We start from the raw sequence: 26,245 nt of genomic DNA, 5'->3' as shown, positions 1-26,245 counted from the left end.
CGACAGGCCCGCTACAACGCCAGGCCTTCGGCCTCGGCAAATTCCGTCAGCTTCTGCCGGATCGAGACGCTGCCGGCGGGCGCGTCCAGCAACGGACCGAGCATCGCTTCGGCCTTCTTGGCGTCGAGATCGATCACCATCGCCTTGACCGGGCCGAGCGCGGTGGCCGAGAGCGACAGCGAGCGATAGCCCATCGCGATCAGGGCGAGTGCGCCGATCGGCTTCGAGGCCATCTCGCCGCAGAGCGACAGCGATTTCTTCGCGGCTTGCGTCTTGCGCGCAATGTCGCGAAGCGCGCGCAGGATCGGCGCCGACATGGTGTCAAAGCGCTCGGAGACTTTTGCGTTGCCGCGGTCGACCGCGAACAGGAACTGGAACAGATCGTTGGAGCCGACCGAGATGAAGTCGACCTTCTTCAGGAGCTCGTCGAGCTGATAGAGCAGCGCCGGCACCTCGACCATGGTGCCGATGTCGATTCTTTCAGGCAGCGTGTGGCCGTGCTGGCGCAGATAGGTCAGCTCGCGTTCGACCAGCGCCTTCGCCGAATCGAATTCACCCACCTCGGAGATCATCGGGAACATGATGCGCAGGGCGCGGCCGCCGCCGGCACGCAGCAATGCGCGGATCTGGCCGCGCAGCAGGCCGGGACGGTCGAGCCCGAGTCGGATCGCGCGCCATCCGAGCGCGGGATTCTCCTCGATCACCGCTTCCATATAAGGCAGCGCCTTGTCGCCGCCGATGTCGAGGGTGCGGAAGGTGACCGGCTTCGTGCCGGCGGCATCCAGCACGGTGCGATAGAGCGCGAGCTGGTCGCTGGTGCGCGGCAGGCTCTGGCCGACCATGAATTGCAGCTCGGTGCGGAACAGGCCGATGCCGGCGCTGCCGGTGTCTTCGATGTGCGGCAGGTCGATCGCGAGACCCGCATTGATCATCAGCTCGACCTTCTGGCCGTCTTTGGTGACGCAGGGCAGGTCGCGCAGCGCCAGATACTGCGCCTGGCGGCGGGCGCGGAAGCGCACGCGCTCCGCAAAGGCCGCCTCGACCTCCTGCGATGGGCGCACATAGATCATGCCGGAGGTGCCGTCGACGATGACGGCGTCGCCGGGATCAGCAATACCAGGCGCGTTCGGGACCTCGCCGACCGCGGGAATGCCGAGCGCGCGCGCCACGATCGAGACGTGGGAGTTGGCGGTGCCTTCCTCCAAGATGATGCCGCGCAGGCGCTTGCGGTCATAGTCGAGCAGCGCCGCCGGGCCCATCGCGCGCGCGATGACGATGGCGTTGTCGGGCAATTGTTCGCGTGAAGGCGCGTGATCCTGGCCGACCAGCTGCCGCATCAGGCGATAGCCGAGATCCTCGAGATCATGCAGCCGGTCACGCAAATAGGGATCGGTCGAGCGCAGCATGCGCGCGCGGGTGTCGGATTGCACACGCTCGACGGCGGCTTCCGCCGTGAGGCCGGTGGCGACCGCCTCGTGCAGCTTGTGCGACCAGCCCTGGTCGTTGGCGAACATGCGGTAGGCTTCCAGCACCTCGCGATGCTCGCCGCCTTCCGCCACGTCGCCGCGCTCCAGCATGCGATCGAGATCGGCGCGCAGCTTGGCGAGCGCGGTGTCGAGCCGCTTGATCTCCTTCGGCAGGTCCTCGGCGATGTAGTCCTTGATGACGACGCGCGGCTCGTGCAGCACGACATGGCCGAGTGCGATGCCTTCCGACAGGATGGCGCCGACCTTCTGCGCCGAATGACGCGCCGCGGGCTCATGGCCCGGCTGGGCCAGCGCAGACAGCTCGCCGGAGGCGATCAGCTCCGCCAGCACCATCGCTGTGGTCTGAAGCGCCTCGAGCTCCTCCTCGACATAGTTGCGCTTGGCGCGGTTCTGCACCACCAGCACGCCGAGCGTGTTGCCGGCGCGCAGGATCGGCACGCCGAGGAAGGAGTGGTAGATTTCTTCGCCGGTTTCCGGGCGGAACGAGAAGGCCGGATGGCTCTGCGCATCGCTCAGATTGAGAGGGGTTGCCTCGCTGGCGACCAGGCCGACAAGGCCTTCATGGGCGCTGAGCACGGTGTGGTGCACCGCCTCGCGGTTGAGGCCTTCGGTGGCATAGAGCTCGAGCGTGTTGTCGACGCGCAGCACATAGACCGAGCACACCTCGGCCACCATGTTGGCCGCGATCAGCACCACGATCTTGTCGAGCCGCTCCTGGGCCGAGACCTGCTCCGCCATGGTTTCGCGGAGCCGTCTCAACAAGACGCGGGGACCTCCCGACGCGCTCCGCATGAACCGTCAATCTCCTCCGTCTGCCGGGGCCGAAAGGACCCGCGGCGGCTCGCCCAGAAATCCAGAAAAACAACAAATTTGCTCGTCCGGCCCCGGCCCCGACGGTTGCCTGGGCCGAATCAGCACCGCCTCAACTGGGGCACAGTTTCCGGCAGCCCACCCTGTTCGCCGTATAGCGAATTGGGGCTTGTTTTGCCAAGCAAAACGCCTGCCAAACGCGAAAGTGTGGAGACCTCAGCGTTTGCTGCGACCGCTAAGAGAAAATTAGCCTAAGCTTGATCGAGACCGTAGAGCGTGTGCAGCGTGCGCACCGCAAGCTCGGTATAGGCGGTGTCGATCAGGACCGAGAATTTGATCTCGGAGGTTGTAATGGCCCGGATGTTGATATTCCGTCCTGCGAGGGCCGAGAACGCCTGGGCGGCAACGCCGGCATGGCTGCGCATGCCGCTGCCGATCACCGAGATCTTGGCGACGTCGGTCGCGGTGTCGAGCCGGGCATAATTGATCTGGCTCTTGGCCGCGGTGATCGTCTCCTTGGCCCTCGTGTAGTCGGCGGCCGGGACCGTGAAAGTGAGATCGGTGGTCTTGCCGTCCTCGGAGACGTTCTGCACGATCATGTCGACGTTGATGTTGGCATCGGCGAGCGGGCCGAAGATCGACGCTGCCACGCCGGGCTTGTCCTCGATCTGGCGTACCGAGATCTGGGCCTCGTCCTTCGAAAAGGCGATGCCGGTGACGACGTGGCTTTCCATGATCTCCTCCTCGCTGCAGATCAGCGTGCCGGGCGGCTGGTTGGCATGCGGGTCGATATCCTCGGGCTTGTCGAAGCTCGAGCGGACGAAAATCGGCATGTTGTGGACCATGCCGAGTTCCACCGAGCGGACCTGGAGCACCTTGGCGCCCTGGGAGGCCAGCTCCAGCATGTCTTCGAACGCGATCTTGTCGAGCCGGCGCGCCTTCGGCACGATTCGCGGATCGGTGGTGTAGACACCGTCGACGTCGGTGTAGATGTCGCAGCGGTCCGCCTTGACGGCGGCGGCGATCGCCACGGCCGAGGTGTCGGAGCCGCCGCGGCCGAGCGTGGTGATGCGGTTGGTCTCGGGGTTGATGCCCTGGAAGCCGGCGATCACGGCGACTTCCTTGCGCTCCCTGAAGCGCTTGATGATCTCGCTGCCGTCGATGCCCTCGATCCGGGCCGAGGCATGGGCGTCGCTGGTCTTGATCGGGATCTGCCAGCCCTGCCAGGAGCGGGCCTGGATGCCCATGCCCTGAAGCACGATGGCAAGCAGGCCGGACGTCACCTGTTCGCCCGAGGCGACGACGGCGTCGTATTCGCGCGCGTCGTGCATCGGCGAGGCCTCGGTGCACCAGGCCACCAGCTCGTTGGTTTTCCCCGACATCGCCGAGACGACCACGGCCACTTCATGGCCGGCGTCGACCTCACGCTTCACATGGCGTGCGACGTTGCGGATACGTTCGATGTTGGCGACGGATGTGCCGCCGAATTTCATCACGAGGCGGCTCATGACGACGCGTGCATTCCCTCATAAGGATAAGTATGGTGACCCGCGCTGGACGGGTGCCTGCGATACCGACCGCGCGTATACAGACGGGCGGGGCCGGGGGCAAGCGGGTTCCTGCGCAGGCCAATCCGGGCAATGGGTTAATCGAGGTCATGGCGCGTTATATCGACGAGATCCTGCAACCGGGCGAGCGGGTGCTGTATTCGACCAATGCGCACTGGATCTTCTATTTGCCGGCGATCCTGGCCTGGATCGTGGCGCTGGCCCTGTTCGTCCTGTCCCGGCAAACCATCGTCGAGGGGCTCGTGCTGCTCTGCCTCGTCGCGGCCGGCCTGGTGGCTCTGGCGGCGCTGTACTGGACCGTGAAGGGCTGGTTCCATCGCTTTACCACCGAGACCGACGTGACCAATTTGCGGATCGTGCACAAGACCGGCTTCATCAAGCGCCGCACCTTCGAGATGGCGCTGGACAAGGTCGAGAGCGTCGATGTGAATCAGACCATTCTTGGACGTATTCTCAACTATGGCGACGTGACCATCAATGGCGTGGGGGAAGGTCGCGAAACCATCCGGACCATCGCCTCGCCGCTCGCCTTCCGCAGTTCGATCACCACGCGGTAGGACCGCGCGTCACCATGAGCATGCAGCAAAATACTTCCGCTACCGCAAGCCCGCAGCCGGGCTCGACCGTCGACGCCGCCGAGATCGCGAAATTCTCAAAACTTTCGGCCGAGTGGTGGGATCCCAACGGCAAGATGGCGCCGCTGCACCGGATCAACCCGCTGCGGCTCGGCTACATCCGCGACGCCGCCTGCCGCAAGTTCGAGCGCAATGTGCGCAGCCTCAACTGCCTCGGCGGTCTGCGCGTGCTCGACATCGGCTGCGGCGCCGGCCTGCTCTGCGAGCCGCTGTCGCGCCTGGGTGCGCAGGTCATCGGCGTCGATCCGTCGGTCAGCAACATCGCGGCCGCCAAGCTGCATGCCGACAAGGCCCATCTTGCGATCGACTATCGCTGCACTACGGTTGAGGAGATCGACCCGCGCGAGCGCTTCGACATCGTGCTGGCGATGGAGGTGGTCGAGCACGTCGTCGACGTCGGCGTTTTCCTGAAGCGCTGCGCCGCGATGCTGAAGCCGAACGGCCTGATGGTGGTCTCGACGCTGAACAGGAACTGGAAGAGCTTTGCGCTCGCCATCGTCGGCGCCGAATACGTCCTGCGCTGGCTGCCGCGCGGCACCCACGAATGGAACAAGTTCGTCACCCCCGACGAGCTGACGAAATATCTCCTCGACAACCGCCTCGTCATCACCGAGCAGACCGGCGTCGTCTACAGCCCCTTCGCCGACAAATGGACCCTCTCGTCAGACATGGACGTGAACTACATGGTGGTGGCGGAAGGCATGGTGTGAGGGGGGAGTAAAGTGCGAGCTCGTGCCCTTCGAACGGTGTCGTCCCTGCGAACGCAGGGACCCATAACCACAGGCTGAGCCGTTAGCCAAGACAGGCGTTCCGAGCATGTATTACGTCTACATCCTCGCCAGCGGTCATCACGGAACACTCTATATCGGGATCACCAACTCGCTCCAGAGGCGCTTGGAAGAGCACCGGAGCGGCAAGGGCTCGAAATTCGTCAAGCGCTACGGGGTGCACCGGCTCGTCTACACCGAGACCTTTGAGCGGGCAGAAGACGCGATCGCCCGTGAAAAGCAGCTGAAGCGCTGGAAGCGCGACTGGAAGATCGAGTTGATAGAGCGCGAAAACCTGGAATGGCGCGATCTGAGCGATCTCCTGATTTGAAGGGAAGGACGCGGTCAAGCCTCCCACTGTCGTCCCTGCGAACGCAGGGACCCATACAGCGGAATCTATCGGAGGAGGATGGTGTTAGATGCGCGGGTTGTCACCTTTCGCAAAACTGCTCTCTGGGGTTATGGGTCCCTGCGTTCGCAGGGACGACAGGGTGCTTGTTGCGAGAGCATCGCACCCATGACATCCGCGTGATTGACCTGCTTGAGCGCGAGCGGCACGTTGGTCTCAACTTCTTCTCCCTCCCACCGCCGCCCCACCTATGTTCACCATCGCCAGCCTCTGGATTCCTTTCACCGTCATTGCCGCGCTCGGCCAGGTCGCGCGCAATGCGATGCAGCGGTCGCTGACGAAGCCGCTGGGGACCTGGGGCGCAACCAATATCCGCTTCCTGTTCGGCTTTCCGTTCTCGCTGCTGTTTCTCGCGGTGGTGCTGGTCGCAACCGGCGATCATCTCGGCATGCCGCCTGGCGTATTCTGGCCGTGGCTGCTGCTGGGCGCGCTCAGCCAGATCGTCGCGACCGGCCTGATGCTGCTCGCCATGAACGACCGCTCCTTCGTGGTGACGACGGCCTATTTGAAAACCGAGGCGATCCAGACCGCCATCTTCGGCTTCGTCTTCCTCGGCGATCACCTCACATGGCTCAAGGTGCTGGCGATCGTGATCGCGACAATCGGCGTCGTCATCACCGCGCTGCGGCCCGGCGGCGAGAAGAGCTTTGCCGAATTGAAGCCGACGATCACCGGTCTGGTCGCGGCGGCAGCGTTCGCGTTGTCAGCGGTCGGCTTCCGCGGCGCCATCATCAACGTGCCTGATGTCTCGTTCGTGACGGCGGCATCATTCACGCTGGTTCTCGGCCTGTTCGTGCAGACGCTGATCCTGACGATCTATCTGCTCTGGCGCGCGCCGAAGGTGCTTCAGGCGATCCTGAAGCTTTGGAAGCCGTCGCTGCTCGCCGGCTTCATGGGCGCCTTCGCCTCGCAGTTCTGGTTCCTGGCATTCGCGCTGACGGCCGCTGCCAATGTCCGCACGCTCGCTCTGATCGAGGTGCTGTTCGCGCAAGGCGTGGCCTACTACTCGTTCAAGCAGCCGATCGCGCCGCGCGAGATTATTGGCATCGCGCTGATCGTGATCGGCGTGGCCGTGCTGGTGGGAGTCTAGTTCCGGTCTTCCGGCAGCGTCGGGAGCGGAGACACCTCGATGCCTTCGTCGATCAGCGACTTTGCCTCGTCGGGCGAGGCCTCGCCGTAGATCGGACGGTGCTCCTTGTCGCCGTAATGCATCGCGCGGGCTTCATTGGCGAATCGCTCACCGACATTGTCGGCGTTCTTCACGATGTGGTCGCGCAGCTCCTTGAGCTTGGCACGCAGCTCGCGCTCCTGCGCCATCAACAGCGAGGTCGGTGCGGATTGCGCAGGCTCAGGCGCGGTCGTCGTGGCGGTGGGCTCAGGCGGCGGCGTGGCGCGTCCGCGGCCCTTCTTGCCGACGATGCGCGGCGCCATGATCGCCTTGTCGACCTTGGCCGAGCCGCAGATCGGACAGGTCACGAGCTTGCGCTTCACCTGCTGGTCGTACGCGGCCGAGCTCTGGAACCAACTCTCGAAGTCGTGGCTCCGGTCGCAGCGGAGCGCGTAGCGGATCATGCCGATCCCCGCACGAGGTGCAGATGGTCCGGCCCCGCCTTGGGGTCGGCGACGCCGAAGCGGCGGCCGTGCTGGAGCGAGGGGATCGCGCGGCGCGCGGTCTCGACCTTGGCCGGATCGATCTTTGCCATGATGATGCCGGGCTCGACATCGCCTTCGGCGAGGATTTCGCCCCAGGGATCGATGATCAGCGAATGGCCATAGGTCTCGCGCTTGTTCTCGTGCAGGCCTGCCTGCGCCGCGGCGAAGATGAAGCAACCGGTCTCGATCGCGCGCGCACGCAACAGCACGTGCCAATGCGCCTCGCCGGTCTTGCGGGTGAAGGCCGAGGGCACCGTGATGAAGTACGCGCCGCTTTCGGCCAGCGCGCGGTAGAGCGCGGGGAAGCGCACGTCATAACAGATCGTCAGCCCGACGCGGCCCCAGGGCAGGTCGGAGATCACGGCCGTCTCGCCCGGCTGGTAATTGGCGGATTCGCGATAGCTCTCGCCGTCCGGCAGCTCGATGTCGAACATGTGGATCTTGTCGTAGCTGGCGAGCACATTGCCCTCGGGCCCGATCAGGAAGGAGCGGTTGACCGCTTTCTCGTCCGAAAAGCGCAGCGCCAGCGAGCCGACATGGATGTGGATATTCAGTTCCGCCGCGAGCGCCCGGTACGCCTTCAGCGAGTTGTCGTCATCCTGGCTCTGGAGGTGCTCGAACAGGGCCTTTCGGTTGAGCTGCATCATGTTGCTGACTTCGGGCGTCTGCACATAGTCGGCGCCATTGGCCGCAGCCTGGCGGATCAGCCTGGTGGCCTGCTCGAGGCTCGGCTCGGGCATCAGGCCGGTGCGCATCTGCACCATCGCCGCAGTGAAGGTCCTGGTGTCGCTCATGACTCCGCCTTGACGCTTTCGAGCATGCCGTCGAGCTTGCCTTCGCGATCGAGTGCGTAGAGCTCGTCGCAGCCCCCGACATGGGTTCCGCCGATCCAGATCTGCGGGAAGGTCGAGCCGTCGCCGGCGCGATCGTACATCTCCTGGCGCCAGGACGGGTTCTTCGCGATATCGAACTCCGTGAAGGTCGCCTTCTTGCGGGTCAGCAGCGACTTGGCGGCGGAACAATAGCCGCAGCCCGGCCTCGTGTAGATCTCGACAGCAGCGGTCATCTTGTCTGGCGCTTTCATGTCATGAATTCATTGAATTATATGGGACTTCACCGGCTCTCGACAACCCGGGCAAAGACCAGCACGTCCACTTGCGCCGCCTTGGCCCGGAGCAGGGCCCGCGCACAGGCATCCAGTGTCGCACCCGACGTCAGGACGTCGTCGATGAGGACAATGCGCCGACCCTGGACGTCCGCCTGACGGTCCGGGGATACCTGGAATGCGCCCTGCACATTGGTGGCGCGCTGGGCCCGCGACAGGCCGATCTGCTGCTCGGTCGCGCGTACCCGCCGTAGCACCTCAGCCTTCGCTTTCACCCCGCTCTGCCGCTCGATGATCCGCGCCAGCGCCCCGGACTGGTTGTAGCGGCGGCGCCAGGCCCTTCGCCAGTGCAGGGGAACGGGCACCAGCATGTCGGCCTCGGTGAGCAGCTCGCCGCCCGCGCGCGCCATCCAGCGACCCATGGCGGGCGCCAAATCCGTGCGGTCCTGGTATTTCAGCGCATGCACCAGGGTGCGCGCGACGTCGTCATAACGCACGGCGGCGCGCGCCCGCTGGTAGGCGGGCGGGCTCGCGATCGCCTCCATCGACAGCATGTCGGGGCCGGGATCGTACACAAAAGGAATGCCGAGCCGCGGGCAGTAGGGCCGTTCGATGAACGACAGCCGCGCCCAGCACGCCGCGCAAACGCCCTCGCCGTCGACCGGCTCGCGGCAGGACACGCACAGCGTCGGCAGCGCGATGTCGAGCGCAAGCCGTGCCGCACGTGACAGCACGTGGAGGCCGGCCGTCCATGCGGCACGCAGGGGGGCGGCAAAGGAACGAGAAGGGCCGGCGTCGGATGCCATGGCCGAAAGCTAGCGCCGCACGCACCGGATTGCCAGAACCGTCGCGATGGGCGTAACCAGCGGCATGGCTCAAGACCCGCAAACCCCGCCTGCTTTGTTCGACCGTGCTTTGCTGCACGCGCGACAGCGCCGCGCGCAGGCGCAAGGTGCCGTGAGCTTCCTGTTGGATCGGGTCGCCGAGGACATGTCCGACCGGCTGGCCGCGGTGATGCGGGAGTTTCACACAGCGGCCGATCTCTGGACGCCCGGCGAGGGTCTCGCGGTGCTGCGCGCGCGACTGCCCTCGATCGCGCGCATTGAGCTCGATACGTCGGGTGCGGAGAAGCTGCCCTTTGCGTCCGAAAGCCTCGATCTTGTGGTCTCGGCGCTGGCGCTGCAATTTGTCAACGATCTGCCGGGGGTGCTCGCGCAAATCCGTCGCGCGCTGAGGCCGGACGGGCTGCTGCTGGCGGCGATGATCGGCGGCGACAGCCTGACCGAGCTGCGCCAGGCTTTTGCCGCCGCCGAGGCCGAATGCGAGGGCGGCGTGTCGCCGCGCGTCGCACCGTTTGCCGATCTGCGCGACGTTGGTGCGCTGTTGCAGCGAGCAGGATTTGCGCTGCCGGTCACCGATGTCGACCGTGTCGTGGTGCGCTACGCCAACGCGTTCGCGCTGATGCAGGATATCAGGCGCATGGGCGCTGCCAATGTGCTGATCGAACGGCGGCGCACCCCGAGCCGGCGATCGACGCTGCTGCGGATGGCGGAAATTTACGCGGAACGCTTTGCCGATGCCGACGGCCGCATCCGTGCGACATTCGATATCATCTGGCTCTCCGGTTGGGCGCCGCATGCGAGCCAGCAGCAGCCGCTGAAGCCGGGATCGGCGAAGGCGAGCCTCGCGGAGGCGGTGCAGAAGGCGCGGAAAGAGTGACGTGTCCCGGACGCGCTGCAGCGCACCGCAAGAGCGCTGCGCTGCGTCCGGGGCACGCGCAACTCACATCAACAAATCAATCAAATGCGGGATCAGCGGAATGTCCGCGGGCGGCATGGGGTAGTCGCGCAGCTTGTTGGCGCGGACCCAGGCCAGGGTCTGGCCTTCGCGCGGCATGACTTGCCCTTCCCAGCGCCGGCAGATGTAGAGCGGCATCAGGAGGTGAAAGGTCTCGTAGCCGTAGCTCGCGAACGTCAGCGGCGCCAGGCACGGCTCGGCGACGGTGATGCCGAGCTCTTCGTGGAGTTCGCGGATCAGGCTTTGCTCCGGTCGCTCTCCGGGTTCACACTTGCCGCCGGGAAATTCCCAGAGGCCCGCCAGCGTCTTGCCCTCGGGGCGCTGCGCGATCAAGACGCGCTTGTCGGCGTCGACCAGCGCGCAGGCCACCACGAGCGCCAGTTTGAGATCAGCCATGCCTGGAATGTCGCTCCCTGAAAAGATCATCCGCAACGGTTGGTTAACCCTGTTAGGGCCGGTGTTTCCGAGGTCACCATAAGTCATATTTAATCCACGGATCCTAGGGTGGAAACGCTGAAACCATTCCGGGCCAGATCCATGCGCGCTGAGTTTCGTACCGTCTTCCGCCGCTTCCGTCGCGACCGGCGCGGCAATGTTGCGGTGATCTTCGCAATCTGCTGCGTTCCCCTGATCACGTTCGTCGGCAGTGCGATCGACTACTCCCGCGCGACGCAGGTCCGGGCGAAGCTTCAGGGCGCGGCCGACGCGGCCAGCGTCGGTGCGATCGCCAAAGCCTCGCCGGGGTTTGCTGCCGCGGGCTCGATGACCACGGATGGTTCGATCACGGTCGGCGTCACCGATGCTCAGAAGATCTTCGATGCCAATCGCGCCAACCTGACCGGCTATACGCTCAACAGCGTCACCCCGACAGTCGTCAAGACCGGCTCGACCATCAACTCGACCGTCTCGTTCACCGCCACCATCAACACCATGTTTCTCGGCCTGATCGGCAAGACCACACTGACCATGAGCGGCACGTCAGCGTCGACGGCCAACATGCCGCTCTATGTCGACTTCTATCTCCTGCTGGACAATTCTCCGTCGATGGGCGTCGCAGCGACACCGGCCGACATAACGAGTTTGCAGGGAAAGACGGGCGGATGTGCATTCGCCTGTCACGACACCACCAAGGCGGCCGGCACAAGCAACTACGACATCGCCAAAGCAAATGGCATCACGACCCGAATTGACGTGGTGCGCCAGGCGAGCGCGAACTTGATGGACACAGCCCAGAGCACGCAGACCTATTCGAACCAGTTCAGAATGGCGATCTACGATTTCGGCGCTTCGTCAGCGACGATCGGATTGAGAAATCTGTTCGCGCTCTCGTCGAGCTTGAGCTCCGCCAAGACGGCGGCGGGAAACATCGACCTGATGGCGGTTGCCGGTCAGAATGACGTGTATACTATCGACAAAGATACTCCCTTCACCACTATTTTTCCCGCAATCAATACCGCAATCGCCGCGCCTGGAGCAGGTACGTCCGCGTCACCGCTGAAATATCTGTTCTTTGTATCCGATGGGGTCGCTGACGAAGCCAACTCGGGCATGACGATGTGTAGTGTCTCGTCTTCTTCGTATCCTCTCGCGTCATCGAACCGCTGTCAGTCGCCGATCAATCCGGCGCTCTGCACGACCATCAAGAACCGCGGGATCAAGATCGCGGTGCTGTACACGACATACCAGCCGCCTACTGACGGCTGGTACAACACATGGATATCGCCCTTTAACCCCGGGCCGTGGGGGCCGTCTCCGAACAGCAAGATCGCGCAGAACATGCAGAGCTGCGCTTCGCCGGGATTCTATTTCGAGGTGAGCCCCACCCAGGGCATTTCGGAAGCGATGAACGCGCTGTTCAAGAAGGCAATCGCGGACGCGCGGATTGCGGGTTGAGTTGGACCAAAGCTCTTTCACTGTCAGCCTGAGGTGGCCGCTTCTTCAGCGGCCCTCGAAGGCCGACGGCCCGGCTATCGGTGGTCCTGAACACTACGACCTGTAGTCCCCGTTGATCGCGACATACTCCTTGGTGAGGTCGCAGGTCAGCACGCGGTCGCGGCCCTTGCCGAGGCCGAGCGAGACCTTGATCGCGATCTCCGGCGCCTTCATCGCCTCCGACACCTGCGCCTCGTCATAGGACGGATCGCGCGCGCCGCTCTTGGCGACGCGGATGCCGTTGAACGAGATCGAGAGCTTGTCGCGGTCCGCCGGCTCGCCGGCCTTGCCGACCGCCATCACCACGCGGCCCCAATTGGCGTCCTCGCCGGCGATCGCGGTCTTCACCAGCGGCGAGTTCGCGATCGACATCGCGATCTTGCGCGCCGAGGCCTTGGTCTTGGCGCCCTCGACGGTGATCTCGACCAGCTTGCGCGCGCCTTCGCCGTCGCGGGCCACCTGCTCGGAAAGGTTGGCGAGCACCTGGTTGAAGGCCTTGACGAAGGCTTTCAGGCGCGGGTCGCTGGCGCGGCTGATCCTTGGCGCACCGTGTTCTGCAGCAGCACCGGTGGCGAAGGCCAGCAGCGTGTCCGAGGTCGAGGTGTCGCCGTCGATCGTGACCGCGTTGAACGTGTCCTCGACGCCGCTCTTGAGCAAAGCCTGCAGCGCGGCAGGCGCGATCGGTGCGTCGGTGAAGATGAAGGACAGCATCGTCGCCATATCGGGCGCGATCATGCCGGCACCCTTGGCCATGCCGTTGATGGTGACCTTGGCCTTGCCGAGCTTCACGGTCGCGGTCGCGACCTTCGGGAAGGTGTCGGTGGTCATGATCGCCTTGGCGGCGGCCAGATAATCGCCGGCCTCGGCGGTTTGCGCGAGCCGACCGAGCACGCCGTCGAACTTGGTCGCATCCAGCGGCTCGCCGATCACGCCGGTCGAGGCCAGGAAGATCTCGCCCTCGGTGCATCCGACGGCCTTGGCCGCGATCTTCGCAGTCAGTGCCGTGGAGCTGCGACCGGTCTTGCCGGTGAAGGCATTGGCGTTGCCGGAATTGACCACCAGCGCGCGCGCCTTGCCGCCCTTGAGCTTGGCGCGACACCATTCCACCGGCGCGGAGGGGCATTTCGACTTGGTGAAGACGCCTGCGACCGCGGTGCCCTTGTCCATCACCGCCAGCAGCACGTCGGTACGGTTCTTGTAGCGGATGCCGGCCTCGGCCGTCGCGAGACGGACCCCCGCAATGGTGGGCATGTTCGGAACGTTTTTCGGGGCGAGGGGAGAGACGGTGGAGGACATCGCGGGCGCCTTGATGGGATCTGGATATGCAGATGCCCGGCGCGGGGGCCGGGCATCACAGAGGGTTAGATACTCTTCACGTCACCGAAGTGACAGCGAATTCTTACTTCTTCGCGGGCGGCGCCATCTTGCTGTCAGAAGGCTTGGCCGCATCGGCCGGCTTGGCGTCCTTGGCCGCATCCGCCGGCTGGTCCATCCGCTCGACCTTGGCTTCCGCGCGCAGCTTGGCGACATAGTCGGCCTGGGCCTTGCGGGTGACATACTGCTCGATCTGGGCCTTGACCTGCTCGAAGTCCGGCGCCTTGCGGCTGCGCTTTTCCTCGACCTTGATGATGTGCCAGCCGAACTGCGACTTCACGGGGTCGGAGATCTTGCCCGGCTCGAGCGCGAAGGCGATTGCCGAGAATTCCGGCACCATCTGCTCCTTGGTGAAGAAGCCGAGGTCGCCGCCGTCGGCCGAGCCCGGATCCTTGGACTTCTTCTTGGCGAGCTCGGCGAAATCGGCGCCCTTGTCGAGCTCGGCCTTCACCGCCTTGGCCTCGTCCTCGGTCTCGACCAGGATGTGGCGGGCGTGCACTTCCTGCTCGCCGGTGATCTGCTTGGAGGCCTCCTCATAGACCTTCTTCATGGCGTCCGGGGTGGTGGCGGCCTTGCCCTCGCCGGCGAGCAGGCTGTCCATCAGCAGGCGGTTGCGGGCGAACGCCAGCCGCTTCTTGAACTCCTCGCCCTCGGCGAGCTTCTTGTCTTCGGCGGCCTTGCCGACGATCTTCATGTCGATCAGGAAGGACAGGACGTTCTCGTCCTTGGTCGCCGGGTCCATCTGGGCGAGGCTCGGCCCGAGTTCCTCTTCGGCCATGGCGACGTCGCTCTTCTTGATTTCAGCGCCATTGACCTTCGCCAGCACCGGATCGTCGGCAGCCCGGCCGGGCCCCGCGATCAGCGCCAGCGCAAGGCAGCCCACCAGGGCGGTGGCGAGGCCGAAGCGCAGGCCGGTTTTGGTAACCGGGAACGAGGTGGTCATGGAAAATCCTTTTGTTGAAGCAGGGGGCTGCTCGAGCGGGGCGGACACTCGCCCAATTCAGGGGGCCTTGGCAACGCGAAAAGTCTGTCAAAATGATGAATTAGCCGCAATGCACCCGCCGTTGACAAGGCCCTGACCGGGCCATATCTCTGCCCGGTCGCGTCCATGCGATGGCGTTTATTTTGCTGCGTTTTTGGCCGTTGAACCCAGACTTGCCCAACTCCCACCCATATGGCGGATGGACCCCCCGCAGTCCGGGCTCCGGCGCCCAGCAGGCGTCACGGTGAGTTGATAGGCAGGCGGGTGACAACCTCTTGGCTGCAACGCGAACGCGGTTGAATCGCGAACACAGGAACTAAGCATGATCGGCGCGCTCGCCCGCAAGTTTTTCGGCTCCGCCAACGACCGGCGGGTGAAGGGATATCAATCCCGCGTCAACGCGATCAACGCGCTGGAGCCCGAGGTCTCGAAACTCTCCGACGAGGCCCTCAAGGCCCGCACTGTCGAATTCAGGAAGCAGCTCGCCGAGGGCAAGACCCTGGACGACCTGCTGGTCCCCGCTTTCGCCACGGTCCGCGAAGCCGCCAAGCGCACGCTCGGCCAGCGCCATTTCGATGTCCAGCTGATCGGTGGCATGGTGCTGCACGAGGGCGACATCGCCGAGATGAAGACCGGCGAAGGCAAGACCCTGGTCGCAACGCTCGCGGTCTACCTCAACGCGCTCGCCGGCAAGGGCGTCCACGTCGTCACCGTCAACGACTACCTCGCCCGCCGCGACTCCGGCTGGATGGGCCAGATCTACGGCTTCCTCGGCCTGACCACCGGCGTGATCGTGCACGGCCTCGACGATTCCGAGCGCAAGACGGCCTATGCCTGCGACATCACCTACGGCACCAACAACGAATACGGCTTCGACTATCTGCGCGACAACATGAAGTACCGGCTCGAGGACATGGTCCAGCGGCCGCACTTCTACGCCATCGTCGACGAAGTCGACTCCATCCTGATCGACGAAGCGCGCACGCCGCTGATCATCTCCGGCCCTCTCGACGACCGTTCCGACTTCTACAACACCATCGACGGTTTCCTGCCCAAGCTCGACAAGTCCGACTACGACGTCGACGAGAAGCAGCGCACGGTGACGCTGACCGAAGCCGGCATGGAGAAGATCGAGACGCTGCTGCGCGATGCCGGCCAGCTCAAGGGCGAGTCGCTCTACGACGTCGAGAACGTCTCCGTCGTGCACCACATCAACCAGGCGCTGCGCGCCCATACGCTGTTCACGCGCGACAAGGACTACATTGTCCGCGACGACGAGGTCGTCATCATCGACGAATTCACCGGCCGCATGATGCAGGGCCGCCGCTATTCGGAAGGCCTGCATCAGGCGCTGGAAGCCAAGGAGCACGTGCAGGTCCAGCCGGAAAACCAGACGCTGGCCTCGATCACCTTCCAGAACTATTTCCGGATGTACGAAAAGCTCGCCGGCATGACCGGCACGGCGCTGACCGAAGCCGACGAACTGTTCGACATCTACAAGCTCGAGGTCGTGGAAATCCCGACCAATTTGCCGGTCGCCCGTCTCGACGAGGACGACGAGGTCTATCGCACCCAGAACGAGAAATACGCCGCGATCCTGGCCGAGATCGAGCGCGCCAATGCGCGGCTGCAGCCGGTGCTGGTCGGCACCGCCTCGATCGAAAAATCGGAAGTGATCGCCGAATATCTCAAGAAGCACGGCTATCGGCAGATCGATTTCGGCAGCGAACATTCGATGCAGAAGCTGTACGCCGCGGCCCGCGCCGGCAAGCCGGCAAAGCTGTTCGCGGTGCTGAACGCGCGCTTCCACGAGCAGGAAGCCTACATCGTCGCGGAAGCCGGCGTACCCGGCGCGATCACGATCGCGACCAACATGGCCGGCCGCGGCACCGACATCAAGCTCGGCGGCTCGCTGGAAATGCGCATCCAGCAGGAGGCCGCTTCGATCGAGGACGAGGCCGAGAGGGCCAAGAAGATCGAGCAGATCAAGGCCGACATCGAGCACTTCCGCGACATCGTGCTGAAGGCCGAGGAAGAGGTCGAGATCGAGCCGGCGAAGGGTTCGAAGCCCGCCAAGACCGTGAAGAAGCCCGGCGGCCTCTACATCATGGGCTCCGAACGCCACGAATCCCGCCGCATCGACAACCAGCTCCGCGGCCGTTCCGGCCGTCAGGGCGACCCCGGCCGCTCGAAATTCTTCCTGTCGCTGGAAGACGATCTGATGCGCATCTTCGGCTCGGATCGCCTCGACAGCATGCTGCAGCGTCTCGGCCTGCAAGAGGGCGAGGCGATCATCCATCCCTGGATCAACAAGGCGTTGGAGAAGGCGCAGCAGAAGGTCGAGGCGCGCAACTTCGACATCCGCAAGAATTTGCTCAAGTTCGACAACGTCCAGAACGACCAGCGCAAGGTGATCTTCGACCAGCGCGTCGACCTGATGAAGGACGACAGCGTCGCCGAGACCGTCGCCGACATGCGCCACGCCTTCATCGACGACCTCGTCGCCAAGCACGTGCCCGAGCATGCCTATGCCGAGCAGTGGGACGTCGCGGGCCTGAAGGAAGAGCTCAAGCGCGTGCTCGATCTCGACTTGCCTGTCGAGGACTGGGCCAAGGAAGAGGGCATCGCCGACGAGGAGCTGCTCACGCGGATCGAGACCCGCGCCGACGAGCACATGGCCGCAAAGGTCGCGCAATGGGGTCCCGACGTGATGCGTTACGTCGAGAAGACCATTCTGCTGCAGACCCTCGACCATCTCTGGCGCGAGCATCTGATCATGCTCGACCATCTGCGCCAGGTCATCGGCCTGCGCGGCTACGGCCAGCGCGATCCGTTGCAGGAGTACAAGACCGAAGCGTTCAACCTCTTCCAGGAGATGAGCGCGCATCTGCGCGAGGCCGTCACTGCGCAGCTGATGCGGGTCGAGATTGTGCCGCCGGAGCAGGAAGCCCCGGCGCTGCCGCCGATGGAAGCGCACAAGTTCGACCCGAACACCGGCGAGGACGAAATGGCGCTCGCCAGCGTCACGCTCGGAGCGCAGGCCACCGACGCGGCGTTGCGCGATCCCAAGAACCCGGCCAGCTGGGGCAAGATCGGCCGCAACGAGGATTGCCCGTGCGGCTCAGGCAAGAAGTACAAGCACTGCCACGGGCGGTATGCGTAGCGATCAGCTGTGAGGTGCGACGTCGGCGCCTCGCTTTCCACTGTCGTCGCCCGGTTTAGCCGGGCGACCCAGTACGCCGCGGCTTCTCGGTTCAGATCACATCAGTCTCTGGAATACTGGATCGCCCGATTAAATCGGGCGATGACAGCGAGTATGTGGCGCGCAGCTCCATCTCCATCGTCGTCCTGGCGAAAGCCAGGACCCATTACCCCAGTGAGAGGTTAAGGCCCGAGCTGCTAACCCGCGCGGGTTTTCGGCCAAACTGGGTTCTGGGGTAATGGGTCCTGGATCGGCGCTCCGCTTCGCTGCGCTTGTCCAGGATGACCGTTGAGAGAGCGCGCTAAACGCACCCCTCAATTCGAGCTGTCGATCAAGCTCTCCAGCAGCCGCTTCAATTCGCTCGTCGACTTGTCGCCGTAGCTCTCCAGGATGTGCTCTTCCTGGTCGACCGCGAGCGAGTTGAGCTTCTTGCTCAGCACCTTGCCGCGGTCGGAGATGAACATCAGGACCTTGCGGCGATCGTTCGGGTCCTGCACGCGGTAGACCAGCGTGTCAGAGACCATGCGGTCGATCATCTTGGTCAGCGTTGGATGGTTGAGCAGCACGGCATCCGCCAGCTCGCCCATCGAATGGCCGTTGCCATCCGACAGCACTTTCAGGATGCGCCACTGCTCGACGGGGACGCCTTCCTTGCTCAACCGCAGTTCGAGCTGCCGGTTGATCTCCCGGTTGGCTTGCGCGAGCAGGTAGGCGAGGTGTTCGGTGATCGGGGTGTTCGGTTTTGCCACGGCTAAGACTTTGTCTTGACCCAAATGAGTGAATGTCTTGCAATCGATGCTGCATCTATATGCACTTCAATTCTTGAATATTCAATATTTTCAAAATAGGATATTGCCCAACAATAGGGCGGGTGCCGCGGCCGCCTGCTGAATGAGCTTTCAAGTCTGGTGTCAGACAGGAGTTGGCGTGCGCGCGACGGTAAACTTCCCGGCTCACGGCGGTCCGGCCTTACCGCCGTCCTTGCTGTTCAGGAATCTGTCGCCCGCGGCAGCGGATTTCGACCTGTCGCCGGTTGACGCGCATTTCATGAAGCGCCGCGGTGCACACAACAAGCTCCGCATCGGAGGCTTCATGTGCTGCACCGGCTCGCCCGGCGTTTGGGGCCCGTGCGCGACAAGCAGCGCGCAGCTCGCGGTCGCCGAGATCAACAAGCGCGGCGGCATCCTCGGGCGCGAGATCGAGCTTTCGATCTATGACGCTGGCGGTCCGCTCGACGAGATTCTGAGCCGCGCCGAGCAGGCGATCGCTTCGGATGAGATCGACCTCATCGTCGGACTGCATACCAGCGCGGTGCGCGTGGCGCTGCGCAAGGTCACCACCCGCCACCGCATCCCCTACATCTACACACCCGTCTACGAGGGCGGCGAGCAGACACCGGGCGTCATGGCGATCGGCGAGACGCCGCGCTGGCAGAGCCGCCCCTCCATTCACTGGCTCGCCGACGTCAAGAAGGCGGCGCGCTGGTACCTGATCGGCAGCGACTATGTCTGGCCCTGGCAGTCACACCGCGCGGTGAAGCGCTACATCAAGGAGGCCGGCGGCCATGTCGTCGGCGAAGAGTTCGTTCCCCTCGGCGAAGACAACCACGAGCCGCATCTGGAGCGCATCCGTGCCGCGAGGCCGGACGTCGTGCTGATCTCGTTGATCGGCACCGACAGCATCACGTTCAATCGCGCGTTCGGCGAATGCGGCCTGGGCGCCACGACGCTGCGGCTGGCCGGGGCGATGGACGAGACCGTGTTGCTCGGAATCGGCGCCGACAACAGCGAGAACCTGTTCTGCGCCTCCGGCTATTTCCCCGGCATCGGATCGCGGGCCAACGACGACTTCCAGAGCCGCTATCGCGCGATGTTCGGGCCGAACGGGCCTCCGATCGGCTCGCTCGGTCAATCCAGCTATGAGGGACTGCGCTTCCTCGAGGCAGTCGCGAACAAGGCGGGCACGTTGGCGATGGGCCCGATGCTCGCGGCCGGCCGCAACATCGTCTATGGCGGCGCGCGCGGCCCCGTCACCGTCAGGAACGGTCACACCCGGATGCAAATGTATCTGGCCGGGGCGGATGGCCTCGACTTCAAGCTGATCAAACCGATCTGATGCCGGCGCGGCCATCTGCAAACGCCAGATTCCAAAATAATACTTGAAAAGGAAAATATTTCCGTCTGTAATATCGAGGTGAAGCCGATTGGCGCGCGCCGCACACGTGCGCCCATGAGGCTCCAATGCCAGGGATTCCAATTCCAGGGATCAAGAAGCCTTTGAGGAGAGCGCCGTGACAGTTGTCCTTCCCACGCCAGCCCAATTGCGCAGTGTCGCCGACCAGTGCGGCCTTTCGCTATCCGACGACGATGTCGCCTCGTTCCGCGGCCTGATGCAGGGCTCGATCGAAGCCTACAATCTCGTCGGCGCCATGCCGGACGAGGTGCCGGAGGTCAAATATCCGCGCACACCGGGCTATCGGCCCTCGCCGGAAGAGAACCCGCGCAACGCCTGGTATCGCAAGTCGACCGTCAAGGGTGCGGCGAGCGGCAAGCTCAAGGGCAAGACGGTCGCTCTCAAAGACAACATCATGCTCGCCGGCGTTCCCATGATGAACGGCTCGGCGACGCTGGAAGGCTACGTCCCCGATTTCGACGCCACCATCGTCACGCGCATGCTCGATGCCGGCGCCGAGATCGCCGGCAAAGTCCATTGCGAATCCTTCTGCATGTCCGGCGGCAGCCACACCAATGCGGTCGGCGCCGTCCACAATCCGCACAAGATGGGCTATTCGGCCGGCGGCTCGTCGTCAGGCTCAGGCGTCGTCGTCGCGCTCGGCGAGGTCGACATGGCGATCGGCGGCGACCAGGGCGGTTCGATCCGCATGCCGTCCTCGTTCTGCGGCACCTACGGCATGAAGCCGACCTGGGGCCTCGTGCCCTACACCGGCATCATGCCGATCGAGGTGTTCGTCGATCACACCGGCCCGATGACGGCGACCGTCGCCGACAACGCGCTGCTGCTCGAAGTGCTCGCCGGCGACGACGGCTACGATCCCCGCATCAAGGCGCCCAAGGTCGAGGAGTACACCAAGGCGCTCGGCCAGGGCGTCAAGGGCATGAAGATCGGCATCCTCAAGGAAGGTTTTGAGCAGGCGAATGCCGAAGCCGCCGTGAACGAGAGCGTGCGGGAGGCCGCAAAGCGTTTTAGGGATCTCGGCGCCACGGTCGAGACGGTTTCGATCCCGATGCATCTCGCCGGCCCCGCGATCTGGACGCCGATCGGCACCGAGGGCATGACCCAGACCATGATGTATGGCGACGGCTATGGCCTGTCGCGCTCCGACCTCTATTCGACCACGCTGATGGACTTCCATCGCGGCTGGCGCCGGCAGGCGGATTCACTGTCCGAGACCACAAAGCTGTTCCTGCTGCTCGGCACCTACATCAACAATACTTTCGGTCCCCGTTATTACGGCAAGGCGCTCAACATCTCCCGCCGCCTGACGGCGGCCTACGACAAGGCCTTCAAAGACTACGATCTGCTGCTGCTGCCGACCACGCCGATGAAGGCGACGAAGCTGCCGGAGCCCACGGCCAGCCGCGAGGACTATGTCGCGCGTGCGCTGGAAATGATCTCCAACACCGCGCCGTTCGACATCACCCATCATCCCGCGATGTCGCTGCCCTGCGGCATGGTCGACGGCCTGCCCGTCGGTCTGATGCTGGTCGGACGCATGTTCGAGGAATCCACCATCTACCGCGCCGCGCACGCGTTCGAGCAGATCGGCGACTGGAAGAAGATGTGAGCGAGGGACTTATGCAGACGGACGGACCAGAGCGTTTTCAAGCTAAGTGGATACCGGTTCGCGTCAAGAAAACGCGTCAAAACAAGAACCCATCATATGGCTAACGCGTTCGTCGCGGCGTTCGAGATCCTGAGCTTCGGCGCGATCATCGTCCTGATCGTGCTGGGGCTCGGGATCATCGCCAGCATGATGGGCATCTTCAACTTCGCGCAGGGAGAGTTCGTCCTGCTCGGGGCCTACATTACCTATCTCGCCTACGCCAAGGGCCTGCCGATCTGGGCCGGCATGGTCGCCGCGCCCTTCGTCGTCGGCGCACTCGGCTTCGTGCTGGAGGCGCTGATCATCCGCCGCTTCTACGCAGCACCCATCGTCGCCATGCTCGGCACCTATGCGCTTGGCTTGATCATCCGCGAATCCGTGCGCGGCCTGATCGGCGGCTTCTATCTCACCGTGCCGGAGCCGATCGGCGGCTCGATCGACATCGGCGCCATGCACATCTCGGCCTGGCGCTTCACCATCATCGTCATCACGGCGCTGGTGATGGGTGGCTGCTATCTGCTGCTGGCGCGCACCAGCTTCGGCCTGCGCGTGCGCGCCACGCTGGAAAATCCTTCGCTGGCGCGCGCCTCCGGAATCTCCACGCCGCTGATCTATGGCGCCACCTTTGCGTTCGGTGCGGCGCTTGCCGGCCTAGCCGGCGCTCTGATCGTGCCGGTGTTCAGCCTGTTCGCCGATCTCGGCCTGCGCTTCCTGATCCAGGGCTTTGTCGCGGTCATGGTCGGCGGCGTCGGCTCCTTCATCGGGCCGGTCGCGGGCGCCGGGCTCATCGGCACGCTCAGTGCCGCGCTGCCCTGGGTAATGGCGCCCGTCGTTGCCGATGTCCTCGTTTTTGTTCTCGCCATCGTCTTCATCAAATTCCGGCCGCAGGGCCTCATCGCTGGAAAAGGGGTTTAGTCACATGTCCGATCGCACTCAGCTCTCCCGCCGCCGCTTCCTCTCGAATTTCGCCTTTGCCTCCGGCGCGGTCGCCACCGGCGTCGGCAGTTGGGTGATTCCGGCGCCCTGGGCTAATGCGGCCGAAGCCCCGATCAAGGTGGGCATCGCCACTGACCTCACCGGGCCGATCGCCTACGCCGGCAATGCCGACGCCAACGTCGCGAAGATGGTGATCAAGGAGATCAACGCCGGCGGCGGTCTGCTCGGCCGCCCGCTCGAGCTCTATATCGAGGACACCGCCTCGAACGAATCCGTCGCGGTCGGCAACGTCCGCAAGCTGATCCAGCGCGACAAGGTCGACATGGTATTGGGCGGCATCACCTCGTCGATGCGCAACGCGATCAAGGACCCGATCGTCGCGCGCGGCAAGACGCTCTACATCTATCCGCAGCTCTACGAAGGCAAGGAGTGCACGCCCTATCTGTTCTGCACTGGGCCGACGCCCGCGCAGCAGTGCGACGAGTTCATTCCCTGGCTGATCAAGAACGGCGGCAAGAAGTTCGCGCTGCCGAGCGCCAACTACGTCTGGCCGCACACGCTCAACGTCTATGCCCGCAAGGTAATCGAGGCCAACGGCGGCGAGGTCGTGTTCGAGGAATATTATCCGCTCGACCAGGTCGATTTCTCCTCGACCGTCAACCGCATCATCTCCAACAAGGTCGACGTCGTCTTCAACACCGTCATCCCGCCCGGTGTCGGTCCGTTCTTCAAGCAACTCTATGAGGCCGGCTTCCTCAAGAATGGCGGACGGCTGGCTTGCGTCTACTATGACGAGAACACGCTCAACATCAATCAGGCGGCCGAGATCGAGGGGCTCGCCAGCTGTCTCGATTATTTCAAGGTGCTGACCAAGGAGAACCCGTTCGACGCCAAAATCCAGGCGGCCTACGAGAAGGATTTCCCGGGCAACTTCCTGTTCGCCGCCGGCAGCGCCGCCACCGGCACCTATCGCGGCCTGAAGCTGTGGGAAGCCGCCGTCAAGGAAGCCGGCAAGATCGACCGCGAGTCGGTTGCGGCTACGCTCGACCACGCCAAGATCGCCGAAGGTCCGGGCGGACCGGCCGAGATGGTGCCGGGCAAGCGGCACTGCAAGATGAAAATGTACACCGCGGTCGCCAAGGGCGGCAATTACGAGATCGTCGGACGCAGCGACGGGCTCGTCGATCCCAAGGAGTGTTAAGCTGGAATGCTGAAGTCGATGGGCGCAGTGAAACAGGCAATCCCCGCCGAGATCGGCGGGGAGGCGGTCGGCGCGATGACTGAACACGCATCAGCGAAGCAAGCCGCTCCGGGACGAAAGGTCTTGCCGATCGTGGAGGGCGCCGTGCTCGTCGCGGCGCTGTTCGCGCCGCTGGTGCTGCAGGACTACCTCACGGTGTTCGCGACGCGGGTGATCATCCTCGCGCTGTTCGCGCTGTCGTTCGACCTGGTGTGGGGCTATGCCGGCATCATGAGCTTCGGCCAGGCGCTGTTTTTTGGTTCAGCCGGCTATGGCGTGGCGCTGCTCGCGCGCGACCTCGACATCACCAACATCTTCCTGGTGCTGCCTGCGGGCACCATCATCGGCCTCACCTTCGCGCTGCTGCTCGGCGGCTTCCTGCTGCTGGGGCGGCATCCCTCCAGTGTGATCTTCGTCTCGCTGGGCACGCTGACCGGATCCTACGCCGCCGACCGGCTGGCGCGCGGCTGGTACTATCTCGGTGGCCAGAACGGCATCCCCTCGATCGCGCCGATGACGGTCGGCAGTTACGAGTTCTCGGAAGGGCCGCCGTTCTATTATCTCGTGCTTGGCCTTCTTGTTGTGGTCTACCTGCTTTGCCGTTTTCTGGTGCGCTCGCAGTTCGGGTTGGCGCTGGCCGGCCTGCGCGAGAACGAGCAGCGCATCGCCTTCTTCGGCTACAAGGCGCAGCACCTGAAGGCGATTATCTTCGCGATCGGCGGCGCGGTAGCAGGTCTTGCCGGCAGCCTTTACGCCTTCCACGAAGGTTTCGTCTGGCCCAACATGGTCGGCGTCGTGGTCTCGACGCAAGTCGTGCTCTATGTGCTGTTTGGCGGCTCCGGCACGCTGATCGGCGCCGTCATCGGCGCTGTCATCGTCGAGGGCGTCAGCTTCTGGCTCTCGGACAATTACCGCGAGGTCTGGCCGATCATCCTTGGCGTGCTGCTGTTGCTCGTGATCCTGTTCCGGCCGCTCGGCCTGATCAGCTTTGTGCTCGGCGAGCGCGAGCGGGTCGGCAGCTTTGGTGGCAAGTCCAGGGAGACCCAAAAGGAGAAGCGCGATGCCGCTCCTTGAAGCCACCGGCGTCAAGAAGATCTTCGGCAAGCTCACCGCGCTCGATGGCGCCGCGCTGACCGTCGGCGAGAACGAGTTTCACGGCCTGATCGGCCCCAACGGCTCCGGCAAGAGCACGCTGATGAAGTGCATTGCCGGCGCCGAGGTGCCGACGCAGGGCAAGGTGAGCTTCATCAACACCGACATCACCGCGTTCACGCCGACGGAGCGTGCCCGCGCCGGCATGAGCCTGAAATTCCAGATCACGTCCGTGCTGCCGACGCTGACGCTCTACGACAACATCCTGCTCGCCTTGCAGGCGCAGTCCTCGCTGTTCGATCTCGTGTTCTCGCGCACGCGCGGGCTCCTGCACGATCAGGTCATGACCATGCTGACGCAGTTCCGCCTCGCTGACCGCGCTTTCGACGCGGCGGCGGCGCTGTCGCATGGCCAGCAGCAATGGCTGGAGATCGCGATGGCGCTGGCCGGCAAGCCGAAGCTTCTGCTGCTGGACGAGCCCACCGGCGGCATGAGCCTGGAGGAGCGCCGCGTCACCGGCGAATTGCTGCAGCCGATCAAAAAACATTGCTCGCTGGTCATCGTCGAGCACGATCTCGATTTCATCCGCGACATCTGCGATCGCCTCACCGTGCTCGACCAGGGCAAGGTGCTGGCATCCGGCACTGTGTCGGAGATCCAGGCCAACAAGGCCGTCCAGGAGATCTATTTGCGCCGTGCCTGAATTTTTGGACATCAAGCATCTCGACGCCGGCTATGGCCGCAGCCAGGTCCTGTTCGACGTCAACCTCGGCATTCCCTGGCGCGGCGGTGTCGCCGTGCTGGGCCGCAACGGCGCCGGCAAGACCACGCTGATGAAGACCATCGTCGGCGAGCTGCCGGCGTGGAAGGGCGAGGTCGCCTTCGATGGCCGCGACATCAGCCGCCGCGCGACCCAGGAGCGCGTACGCGCCGGCATCGGCTACGTGCCGCAGGAGCATTCGGTGTTCGCGCGCCTGTCGGTGCGCGACAATCTCGCGGTCGGCTCGCTCGCGAGCAGGAAAGCCGACGCGGTCGACCACGTGCTGACCATCTTCCCAAAGCTCGGCCAGCGCCTCGACCAGCCCGCCGGCACGCTTTCCGGCGGCGAGCGCAAGATGCTCGCCATCGGCCGCGCCATGCTGGGCGATCCCAAGCTGCTTCTGCTCGACGAGCCAACCGAAGGCGTCTGGATCGGTGTCATCGAGGAGATCACCGAGCGCCTGATCGAGCTCGCGAAAACCATCGCCGTCATCATCGTCGAGCAGCACCTCGACCTCGCGCTCCGCGTAGCCGATTACGCCTACGTGCTGGACCGCGGCCGCGTCGCACTGCAAGGCGAGGCAGGCGAAGTGAGGGGCAATCCGGAGTTGCTGCGTTATCTGGCGCCGTAGGAGAGCCCTGGCAGTTCGTCA

At 64.3% G+C, this 26,245-nt stretch carries 24 protein-coding genes; 14 read left to right on the top strand and 10 right to left on the bottom strand.

What is annotated here, in order from left to right:
• Positions 1-11 precede the first annotated feature (11 nt).
• On the bottom strand, positions 12-2,279 hold the full coding sequence (ptsP, locus tag ABIB66_RS35020) for a phosphoenolpyruvate--protein phosphotransferase (protein WP_275172707.1): 2,268 nt from the start codon (positions 2,277-2,279) through the stop codon (positions 12-14).
• 269 nt (positions 2,280-2,548) lie between these two features.
• Entirely contained in the window at positions 2,549-3,805 is a 1,257-nt protein-coding gene (locus ABIB66_RS35015) for an aspartate kinase (protein WP_035973494.1), read from the bottom strand.
• 149 nt (positions 3,806-3,954) lie between these two features.
• On the opposite strand from ABIB66_RS35015, the gene ABIB66_RS35010 reads away from it, so the two are divergent.
• The 4 genes from ABIB66_RS35010 to ABIB66_RS34995 all read left to right on the top strand — a co-directional run bounded on the left by ABIB66_RS35010 (position 3,955) and on the right by ABIB66_RS34995 (position 6,766).
• On the top strand, positions 3,955-4,422 hold the full coding sequence (locus ABIB66_RS35010) for a PH domain-containing protein (protein WP_035973495.1): 468 nt from the start codon (positions 3,955-3,957) through the stop codon (positions 4,420-4,422).
• 14 nt (positions 4,423-4,436) lie between these two features.
• Complete coding sequence (gene ubiG, locus ABIB66_RS35005; RefSeq protein ID WP_354207422.1) at positions 4,437-5,210, top strand: bifunctional 2-polyprenyl-6-hydroxyphenol methylase/3-demethylubiquinol 3-O-methyltransferase UbiG; 774 nt, start codon at positions 4,437-4,439, stop codon at positions 5,208-5,210.
• 106 nt (positions 5,211-5,316) lie between these two features.
• Positions 5,317-5,598 (top strand): GIY-YIG nuclease family protein, encoded by a 282-nt coding sequence (locus ABIB66_RS35000; RefSeq protein ID WP_354063384.1) that lies wholly within the window; start codon positions 5,317-5,319, stop codon positions 5,596-5,598.
• 268 nt (positions 5,599-5,866) lie between these two features.
• Positions 5,867-6,766 (top strand): EamA family transporter, encoded by a 900-nt coding sequence (locus tag ABIB66_RS34995; RefSeq protein WP_275172709.1) that lies wholly within the window; start codon positions 5,867-5,869, stop codon positions 6,764-6,766.
• Here the strand turns inward: ABIB66_RS34995 and ABIB66_RS34990 are convergent.
• From ABIB66_RS34990 to ABIB66_RS34975, 4 genes are read right to left on the bottom strand one after another with little or no spacing between them, the layout of a single operon-like run.
• Complete coding sequence (locus ABIB66_RS34990; RefSeq protein WP_354207425.1) at positions 6,763-7,248, bottom strand: DUF1178 family protein; 486 nt, start codon at positions 7,246-7,248, stop codon at positions 6,763-6,765. The two genes, ABIB66_RS34995 and ABIB66_RS34990, sit on opposite strands and share 4 nt — an antisense overlap.
• Positions 7,245-8,123 (bottom strand): carbon-nitrogen hydrolase family protein, encoded by an 879-nt coding sequence (locus ABIB66_RS34985; RefSeq protein ID WP_354207427.1) that lies wholly within the window; start codon positions 8,121-8,123, stop codon positions 7,245-7,247. Before ABIB66_RS34985 ends, ABIB66_RS34990 begins: the two co-directional genes overlap by 4 nt.
• The gene (gene grxC / locus ABIB66_RS34980; RefSeq protein ID WP_354063694.1) at positions 8,120-8,395 is read right to left on the bottom strand and encodes a glutaredoxin 3; all 276 of its coding nucleotides are present in this window, start codon (positions 8,393-8,395) and stop codon (positions 8,120-8,122) included. Before grxC ends, ABIB66_RS34985 begins: the two co-directional genes overlap by 4 nt.
• A 47-nt stretch (positions 8,396-8,442) precedes the next feature.
• Positions 8,443-9,240, bottom strand: coding sequence for a ComF family protein (locus ABIB66_RS34975; protein ID WP_354207429.1), 798 nt, complete (start codon positions 9,238-9,240; stop codon positions 8,443-8,445).
• Between the two features lie 64 nt (positions 9,241-9,304).
• On the opposite strand from ABIB66_RS34975, the gene ABIB66_RS34970 reads away from it, so the two are divergent.
• The gene (locus tag ABIB66_RS34970; protein WP_354207919.1) at positions 9,305-10,153 is read left to right on the top strand and encodes a methyltransferase domain-containing protein; all 849 of its coding nucleotides are present in this window, start codon (positions 9,305-9,307) and stop codon (positions 10,151-10,153) included.
• A gap of 63 nt (positions 10,154-10,216) precedes the next feature.
• Here the strand turns inward: ABIB66_RS34970 and ABIB66_RS34965 are convergent, their stop codons facing one another.
• A complete protein-coding gene (locus ABIB66_RS34965) occupies positions 10,217-10,627 on the bottom strand; it encodes a (deoxy)nucleoside triphosphate pyrophosphohydrolase (protein ID WP_354207431.1) in 411 nt (136 codons plus the stop codon).
• A gap of 141 nt (positions 10,628-10,768) precedes the next feature.
• On the opposite strand from ABIB66_RS34965, the gene ABIB66_RS34960 reads away from it, so the two are divergent.
• A complete protein-coding gene (locus ABIB66_RS34960) occupies positions 10,769-12,124 on the top strand; it encodes a TadE/TadG family type IV pilus assembly protein (protein ID WP_275172714.1) in 1,356 nt (451 codons plus the stop codon).
• Positions 12,125-12,217: 93 nt separating this feature from the next.
• On the opposite strand, the gene argJ is transcribed toward ABIB66_RS34960, so the two are convergent.
• Positions 12,218-13,459, bottom strand: a complete 1,242-nt coding sequence (gene argJ / locus ABIB66_RS34955; RefSeq protein WP_354207434.1) for a bifunctional glutamate N-acetyltransferase/amino-acid acetyltransferase ArgJ — start codon at positions 13,457-13,459, stop codon at positions 12,218-12,220.
• Between the two features lie 103 nt (positions 13,460-13,562).
• Positions 13,563-14,480, bottom strand: a complete 918-nt coding sequence (locus ABIB66_RS34950) for a peptidylprolyl isomerase (protein ID WP_354207436.1) — start codon at positions 14,478-14,480, stop codon at positions 13,563-13,565.
• 361 nt (positions 14,481-14,841) lie between these two features.
• On the opposite strand from ABIB66_RS34950, the gene secA reads away from it, so the two are divergent.
• Complete coding sequence (gene secA / locus ABIB66_RS34945; RefSeq protein WP_354207438.1) at positions 14,842-17,682, top strand: preprotein translocase subunit SecA; 2,841 nt, start codon at positions 14,842-14,844, stop codon at positions 17,680-17,682.
• A gap of 353 nt (positions 17,683-18,035) precedes the next feature.
• Here secA and ABIB66_RS34940 read toward each other — a convergent pair whose 3' ends face one another.
• On the bottom strand, positions 18,036-18,470 hold the full coding sequence (locus tag ABIB66_RS34940) for a MarR family winged helix-turn-helix transcriptional regulator (protein ID WP_007599198.1): 435 nt from the start codon (positions 18,468-18,470) through the stop codon (positions 18,036-18,038).
• Positions 18,471-18,648: 178 nt separating this feature from the next.
• Between ABIB66_RS34940 and ABIB66_RS34935 the strand changes: the two genes are divergently transcribed.
• From ABIB66_RS34935 to ABIB66_RS34905, 7 genes are all read left to right on the top strand, one after another.
• A complete protein-coding gene (locus ABIB66_RS34935; RefSeq protein ID WP_275172718.1) occupies positions 18,649-19,836 on the top strand; it encodes a substrate-binding domain-containing protein in 1,188 nt (395 codons plus the stop codon).
• 175 nt (positions 19,837-20,011) lie between these two features.
• A complete protein-coding gene (locus ABIB66_RS34930; protein WP_275172719.1) occupies positions 20,012-21,526 on the top strand; it encodes an amidase in 1,515 nt (504 codons plus the stop codon).
• Between the two features lie 96 nt (positions 21,527-21,622).
• A complete protein-coding gene (locus ABIB66_RS34925; protein WP_275172720.1) occupies positions 21,623-22,480 on the top strand; it encodes a branched-chain amino acid ABC transporter permease in 858 nt (285 codons plus the stop codon).
• A 4-nt stretch (positions 22,481-22,484) separates the two neighbouring features.
• Positions 22,485-23,702, top strand: a complete 1,218-nt coding sequence (locus tag ABIB66_RS34920; RefSeq protein ID WP_007599205.1) for a substrate-binding protein — start codon at positions 22,485-22,487, stop codon at positions 23,700-23,702.
• Positions 23,703-23,708: 6 nt separating this feature from the next.
• A complete protein-coding gene (locus tag ABIB66_RS34915; protein WP_354207442.1) occupies positions 23,709-24,815 on the top strand; it encodes a branched-chain amino acid ABC transporter permease in 1,107 nt (368 codons plus the stop codon).
• The gene (locus ABIB66_RS34910; RefSeq protein WP_007599214.1) at positions 24,802-25,536 is read left to right on the top strand and encodes an ABC transporter ATP-binding protein; all 735 of its coding nucleotides are present in this window, start codon (positions 24,802-24,804) and stop codon (positions 25,534-25,536) included. The genes ABIB66_RS34915 and ABIB66_RS34910 overlap by 14 nt, the downstream gene beginning before the upstream one ends.
• Positions 25,529-26,224 carry a branched-chain amino acid ABC transporter ATP-binding protein gene (locus tag ABIB66_RS34905; RefSeq protein ID WP_007599215.1) on the top strand — a complete coding sequence of 232 codons (696 nt, stop codon included), beginning with the start codon at positions 25,529-25,531 and terminating at the stop codon, positions 26,222-26,224. Before ABIB66_RS34910 ends, ABIB66_RS34905 begins: the two co-directional genes overlap by 8 nt.
• The last annotated feature ends 21 nt before the right edge of the window (positions 26,225-26,245 follow it).

Origin of the sequence: Bradyrhizobium sp. F1.13.3, assembly GCF_040548265.1 — a bacterium.
In the GTDB taxonomy this organism is placed as follows: domain Bacteria; phylum Pseudomonadota; class Alphaproteobacteria; order Rhizobiales; family Xanthobacteraceae; genus Bradyrhizobium.
This window is presented reverse-complemented; position numbering and strand designations above follow the sequence as displayed.

Bases quoted from the DNA above. Each gene is read 5' to 3' on its own strand.
- ABIB66_RS34970 (WP_354207919.1), top strand. From the start codon at position 9,305: ATGGCTCAAGACCCGCAAACCCCGCCTGCTTTGTTCGACCGTGCTTTG.
- ABIB66_RS35010 (WP_035973495.1), top strand. From the start codon at position 3,955: ATGGCGCGTTATATCGACGAGATCCTGCAACCGGGCGAGCGGGTGCTG.
- ubiG (WP_354207422.1), top strand. From the start codon at position 4,437: ATGAGCATGCAGCAAAATACTTCCGCTACCGCAAGCCCGCAGCCGGGC.
- ABIB66_RS34925 (WP_275172720.1), top strand. From the start codon at position 21,623: ATGGCTAACGCGTTCGTCGCGGCGTTCGAGATCCTGAGCTTCGGCGCG.
- ABIB66_RS35000 (WP_354063384.1), top strand. From the start codon at position 5,317: ATGTATTACGTCTACATCCTCGCCAGCGGTCATCACGGAACACTCTAT.
- ABIB66_RS34950 (WP_354207436.1), bottom strand. From the start codon at position 14,480: ATGACCACCTCGTTCCCGGTTACCAAAACCGGCCTGCGCTTCGGCCTC.
- ABIB66_RS35015 (WP_035973494.1), bottom strand. From the start codon at position 3,805: ATGAGCCGCCTCGTGATGAAATTCGGCGGCACATCCGTCGCCAACATC.
- ABIB66_RS34975 (WP_354207429.1), bottom strand. From the start codon at position 9,240: ATGGCATCCGACGCCGGCCCTTCTCGTTCCTTTGCCGCCCCCCTGCGT.
- ABIB66_RS34920 (WP_007599205.1), top strand. From the start codon at position 22,485: ATGTCCGATCGCACTCAGCTCTCCCGCCGCCGCTTCCTCTCGAATTTC.
- ABIB66_RS34995 (WP_275172709.1), top strand. From the start codon at position 5,867: ATGTTCACCATCGCCAGCCTCTGGATTCCTTTCACCGTCATTGCCGCG.
- ABIB66_RS34960 (WP_275172714.1), top strand. From the start codon at position 10,769: ATGCGCGCTGAGTTTCGTACCGTCTTCCGCCGCTTCCGTCGCGACCGG.
- argJ (WP_354207434.1), bottom strand. From the start codon at position 13,459: ATGTCCTCCACCGTCTCTCCCCTCGCCCCGAAAAACGTTCCGAACATG.
- ABIB66_RS34915 (WP_354207442.1), top strand. From the start codon at position 23,709: ATGCTGAAGTCGATGGGCGCAGTGAAACAGGCAATCCCCGCCGAGATC.
- ABIB66_RS34990 (WP_354207425.1), bottom strand. From the start codon at position 7,248: ATGATCCGCTACGCGCTCCGCTGCGACCGGAGCCACGACTTCGAGAGT.
- ABIB66_RS34965 (WP_354207431.1), bottom strand. From the start codon at position 10,627: ATGGCTGATCTCAAACTGGCGCTCGTGGTGGCCTGCGCGCTGGTCGAC.
- secA (WP_354207438.1), top strand. From the start codon at position 14,842: ATGATCGGCGCGCTCGCCCGCAAGTTTTTCGGCTCCGCCAACGACCGG.
- ptsP (WP_275172707.1), bottom strand. From the start codon at position 2,279: ATGCGGAGCGCGTCGGGAGGTCCCCGCGTCTTGTTGAGACGGCTCCGC.
- ABIB66_RS34910 (WP_007599214.1), top strand. From the start codon at position 24,802: ATGCCGCTCCTTGAAGCCACCGGCGTCAAGAAGATCTTCGGCAAGCTC.
- ABIB66_RS34985 (WP_354207427.1), bottom strand. From the start codon at position 8,123: ATGAGCGACACCAGGACCTTCACTGCGGCGATGGTGCAGATGCGCACC.
- grxC (WP_354063694.1), bottom strand. From the start codon at position 8,395: ATGACCGCTGCTGTCGAGATCTACACGAGGCCGGGCTGCGGCTATTGT.